This window comes from Binatus sp. (SeqCode), from assembly GCF_036522015.1.
GTDB lineage: Bacteria > Desulfobacterota > Binatia > Binatales > Binataceae > Binatus.
The window spans coordinates 1-4,845 of record NZ_DATDGQ010000021.1 but is presented as its reverse complement, the minus strand read 5'-3'; the positions used below and the strand labels follow the sequence as shown (position 1 = coordinate 4,845).

Genomic DNA, 4,845 nt, shown 5'->3' with positions numbered 1-4,845 from the left:
GGTGAGCATACCGATGAATTGATGAGCGAGCTGCTCGGCTACAGCGTCGCGGAGATCGTACGTTTAAAGGAAGCGAAGGTGTTGATCTAGCGATGGCGGAAGCTGGTGCAATTGCTGATGGTAATGGGGCGCGGCCTGGCGCCGTAACGGTCTGGATTCAAGCGATTCGGGCGCCGTCGCTGAGTGCGGCTGCGATTCCAGTGCTGCTGGGGGTGGCGGTGGCGGCGCGGGCCGGATTCTTTTCGCTGGGGCGGATGATTCTCGCGCTGGTGGGGGCGATGGCTATCCAGGCCGGCACCAATCTTATTAACGACTACTACGATTTCCGCAGCGGCGCCGACAGCGAGCAATCGCTTGGGCCGAGCATGGTGATTCAGCGCGGACTGCTGAGCGCCGATCAAGTCTGGCGCGGTGGAATCGTCGCGTTTGCGATCGGCGCGCTGATCGGCCTGATGCTTGTTTATCAGTGCGGATGGCCGATTCTCGCGATCGGAATCCCAAGCATCGCCGCCGGTTACTTTTACACCGCGAGCCCGGTGTCACTGGCCTACGTGGCGCTGGGCGAGTTGACCGTGTTCATTTTCATGGGCCCGGCGATCGTCGTGGGCTCATACTTTGTGATGGCGATGCATTTTTCGTCGCCGGCGATTTGGGCGTCGATACCGCTGGGCTTCCTGGTCGCGGGAATCCTGCACGCCAACAATATTCGCGACATCGAGAGCGACACGCGCCACCGCAAGCGGACGCTGGCGACGATGCTGGGTCGCACCGGCGCGAACTATGAGCTGATCGTGCTCGACGTCGCGGCTTACGTCACGATGATCGTGGGAGTGCTGGTGAACGCGATTCCGTGGATCGGGCTCGCAGTTTTTCTTACTATCCCTCGTGCGCTCGATCAGATTCGAATCATGACGCGCGAGAGCGATCCGAAAAAGCTGAATCTCGGTTTGTTTCGATCAATCCAGCTCCACATGGAGTTCGGGCTCCTGATGATCGCGGCATTCCTGGTCGCCGCGTTCGCCGGGTGGTGAGGACGGCGCGGTGACTACGGCGAGATGCCCGGAGTCACGCCGGCCTTCGACGCGCCCAGGGCAGTCGACGAGTCTGCGAACGGGCTGCTGACGCCCGGGCCCGCGGAGACTGTGCCGGCGCCCGGATCAAGCGGCGTTACCGTCGCGCCGCCGGTCGTGGCGTATCGTCCCGACGACGCTGGATACGAAGCGCTAACCGAGGTCGTCGTATTTGAGTACGTCGTGGCGGCCGGCGCGTTGGAGTTCATCGAGGTTGGCCCGATCTCGGTGGTGTTGAAGGGGTTATCGGTGCTGTTGCCGCCCGGCGGCGCGGATTCGTACGCGGCGCCCGGATTTTCAGGTCCCGGAGGCGCCGCCGGACCGCCGTAGGGCGCGTTCAGGTCCGCCGCTGGAGAGACGGGAATCGAGAAGCTCGGCTTGTAGATCTCGTGAATTTGCGAGGCCGGCATGTCGTGAATTTCCTTGCGGCCCAGCGAGTTGACGAACCGCTGGCGCTCGTCGAGCGCCAACTCGCGCAGCTCACTCTTGTTGCGCACGATATGCGGCGTCAGGAAAACGATCAGGTTGTCCTTCTGCTTGTCGCTCGACTTGTCGCTGAACAAGTTGCCGAGCACCGGGATGCTCGAGATGAACGGCACGCCCTGGTTGTTGATCTGATCCTGGCTGGCGAGCAGGCCGCCGATTACTGCGGTGCGATGGTTCTGGATGAGCACGGTGGTCGAGGCGGAGCGAATAGTCGTCGTGGGTCCGAGGGTCGCGTTCTGGGTGCCGTTGACGACGTTGGAAACTTCCTCATACAGATCGAGTTTGACGTAATCGCCCTCGGAAACCTGCGGCACGATGTCGAGTGTGATGCCGACGTTCTGGCGATCGACCGAGTTGAAGATTTGTCCGGGCAATCCCGCGTTGGCTGACGCCGATCCGACGAAGGGCAGATTCTGTCCGACGACGATCATCGCCTCTTCATTGTCGGCCGTAAGCAGGGTCGGCGCGGAGAGCACGTTGGCGTGAGTGTCGGTTTCGAGCGCGGTCATGAGCGCGAAATCGCATGGGACCTTCATGGTGCTGGAGGTAGGGCTCGGGGTGCCGGGGGTCACCGTCTGTGCGATTGCGACAGGGATCTTACACATGGTGTTTGACGCCAGACCGAGGCCGAGTCCGGTTAAGCCGAGCGGGTCGGCAAGGGCGGTCTGAAGCTGTCCGAAATTGATGCCGCCGACGCCGAATACGCTTCCGCCACCGACGCCATTGGAGTAGAAACTGACGCCCATATCGCGCTGGCGCTCGGCGGAAACCTCGACGATGACGGCCTGCACGAAAATCTGGACGCGCGGCGTGTCGAGGTCGTCGATAATCTGCTTGAGGGTCTGCCAATCCTGCGGCGACGCGCTGATAACCATCGCGTTGGTCGCGGGGTCAGCCGTGATATTTACCGGATAGGAGAAATCGATGCTCTTGCCGGCCGAGCTGGCCGACGACGAACCTCCACCCCCCGCACCGCTCATCGAGCCGCGGCTGCGCAACCCGCCACCTCCGCCGCCGAAACCGCCGCCGCCGCTCGAGCCACCGAAGCCGCCGCCGCCGCTGGAACCGCCAAAGCTCGCGCTACTGGCCATCCCGCCGTATCCACCACCGCCGCCGCCGATTCCGCCGAAGCCCCCGCTGCCGAAGCCGCTGGCGGCGTCGTTGAAGCTGGAGCGGCCGAGTGATCCTTTGCCGGTGGTGGGCGAGAGCGTGGTCGGTCCGCTGCCGCCGTTCAGCAGGTTGTTGAGCACCTGGACCATCTCGAGCGCCTGCGCGTTCTTGAGGCGATAGACGTGGATTCGCGAAGTGGCCAGGGGCGGAACCACGTCGAGCTTGAAAACTATATCCTGGATCTCCCGCATCTGAAGCGGCGGCGCCATCACGATCAGGCAATTTGTGCGCTCGTCGGGAATGACTTTGTATCCCAGCGAAGGGCCGGTGGCCGAGGTCGCGACGCCCATCTGCGGCCGGATCATCTGGGGGTTGCTGCCGTTGGCGGCGCCCATCTTGGCTGCCATCAGCTGATCGATTTCGGGGGCCAGCTCACCGGCGAATGCCAGCTTGAGCGGAATTACCACGATCGACGCCTGTTCGCCGCGTACGTCGAGCTCGTCGATTATCTGGAGCAATCGGTCGACGTTGTAAGCATCGTCGGTGACGATCACGGTGTTGTCGCCGGGGAAGGCAGCCACCAGGCCGTCGTGCGAAATCATCGGCTGGATCACGCCGATGATGGAAGCGGCGTCGATATTCTTGAGCTTCACCATCCGGGTGACGTATTCATCGCCGCTGGTCTCGGCGGGGTTCTGCGATTTGGTATAGAGGGCGTTCGAGCGCACGTTGCGCGCGGGCTCAATCTTGATGATCTTGCCGGCCTGAACCGTGGTGAAGCCTTTTACCTGGAGGACGGATTGAAAGATCGAGTAGGCCTGCTCGGGCGTAACCTTGCTCGGCGAGATGATCGTAACCTTGCCGCGCACGGATTCGTCGATGATGAAGTTGCGGCCGGTGATTTCGGAAATGAACTTGGCGAGAACGGGAATATCCACGTTCTGGAAGTTCATCGTGATTGTGTTCTGGGGAGGCAGCCCTGCAGATTCGGCGAAGGCGGAGGATCGAAGATTAAGTGCTGCGAACAGCAGTGCTGCGGTCAGCGCCCCAAGCAAAAAACGGCTCATGCGAGGTCCCTCCGCATCTCGTATCAAAGCGACGTGAGCATATTTCACGTCCGCCGCGCTGCGCAACCCGGATTCTTGCAAATGTCACAGTGCTCGGCGACTATGACGATCACCGACCCGATTTGATTCAATTGAAACACAGAAAGGGGCCAGTTCGGCGCGTCATGGACGCCAGCGGTTGGTCCGAAAAAGGTAGAAAAGACAAAGTAAGAGTGTGAGAAGCCAGGTGCGAAGGTGATGGATTGCGCTACGAATTCCTGATTGGGCTCCGATATTTGCGGGCGCGGCGGCGCGAGCGATTCGTATCGGTGATCGCTATCATCTCACTCGCCGGGATAGCGATCGGGACGTTCGCCTTGTGTGTCGCGTTGTCGGTGATGAGCGGATTCGAGAAAGATCTGCGCGGGCGGCTGCTTGCGTTCACCCCGCAGGTAACGATCGAACGCAGCGATGGCGGCGTGTGGAATCCGGGCGAGCTCGAGAAAAAGATCGCTGCGATGCCGGGAGTAGTAGCCTTGGCGCCGTACGTCACGTCGCAGGTGATGGCGGTGTCGAGCACAGACACGGGTGCACCGGGCCTGGTGTCGGGCGGAATTCTTCGCGGAGTCCAGCCGCACGACAATGCGGTGCTGAAAGAATTGAAAGATACGCTGGAGAACGGGACCCTGGCGGACCTCGAGACGACGCATCCGGTGACGATCGTCGACAAGGGCGTCAAGCGGGTCGTCCAACTGCCCGGCGCGATTCTCGGCAAGTCGCTGGCGTTCGATCTGGGGGTAAGGCCGGGCGACGCGGTGATTCTGATTTCGCCGACGAGTTTGGGCGCCGGAATCGGTCCGCCTCGCCTCAAGCGGTTCGTAGTGACGGGATTTTTTCATTCCGGCATGTACGATTTCGATTCGACGCTGGCTTTTGTTGCGCTGAAGGACGGACGCGCGCTGCTGGCCGACGACGCGTCGCTGGAGAGCGGGCTCGAGCTGCGGCTGATCAACCTGTTCGACGCGCCGGCGATCCGCGACAAGATCGCGGTGATGGCTGGGCCTGATTTCGAGGTGAAGGACTGGACGACAGCCAATGCGCCGCTATTCGCCGCGCTCAAGCTGGAGAACCTG

3 protein-coding genes are annotated in these 4,845 nt (G+C 61.8%); 2 read left to right on the top strand and 1 reads right to left on the bottom strand.

Annotation, left to right across the window (positions count from 1 at the left end; genetic code table 11):
- The first annotated feature begins 92 nt into the window (after positions 1-92).
- Positions 93-1,031, top strand: coding sequence for a 1,4-dihydroxy-2-naphthoate octaprenyltransferase (gene menA / locus VIW95_RS00920; protein WP_331583070.1), 939 nt, complete (start codon positions 93-95; stop codon positions 1,029-1,031).
- A gap of 14 nt (positions 1,032-1,045) precedes the next feature.
- Here menA and gspD read toward each other — a convergent pair whose 3' ends face one another.
- Positions 1,046-3,619 (bottom strand): type II secretion system secretin GspD, encoded by a 2,574-nt coding sequence (gene gspD, locus VIW95_RS00915; protein WP_331583068.1) that lies wholly within the window; start codon positions 3,617-3,619, stop codon positions 1,046-1,048.
- 356 nt (positions 3,620-3,975) lie between these two features.
- Here gspD and VIW95_RS00910 point away from each other — a divergent pair.
- A partial coding sequence (locus VIW95_RS00910) for an ABC transporter permease (protein ID WP_331583066.1) occupies positions 3,976-4,845 on the top strand: 870 nt, incomplete at its 3' end.

Excerpts from the sequence above, each read along its gene's own strand:
- menA (WP_331583070.1), top strand. The coding sequence starts at position 93 with ATGGCGGAAGCTGGTGCAATTGCTGATGGTAATGGGGCGCGGCCTGGC.
- gspD (WP_331583068.1), bottom strand. The coding sequence starts at position 3,619 with ATGAACTTCCAGAACGTGGATATTCCCGTTCTCGCCAAGTTCATTTCC.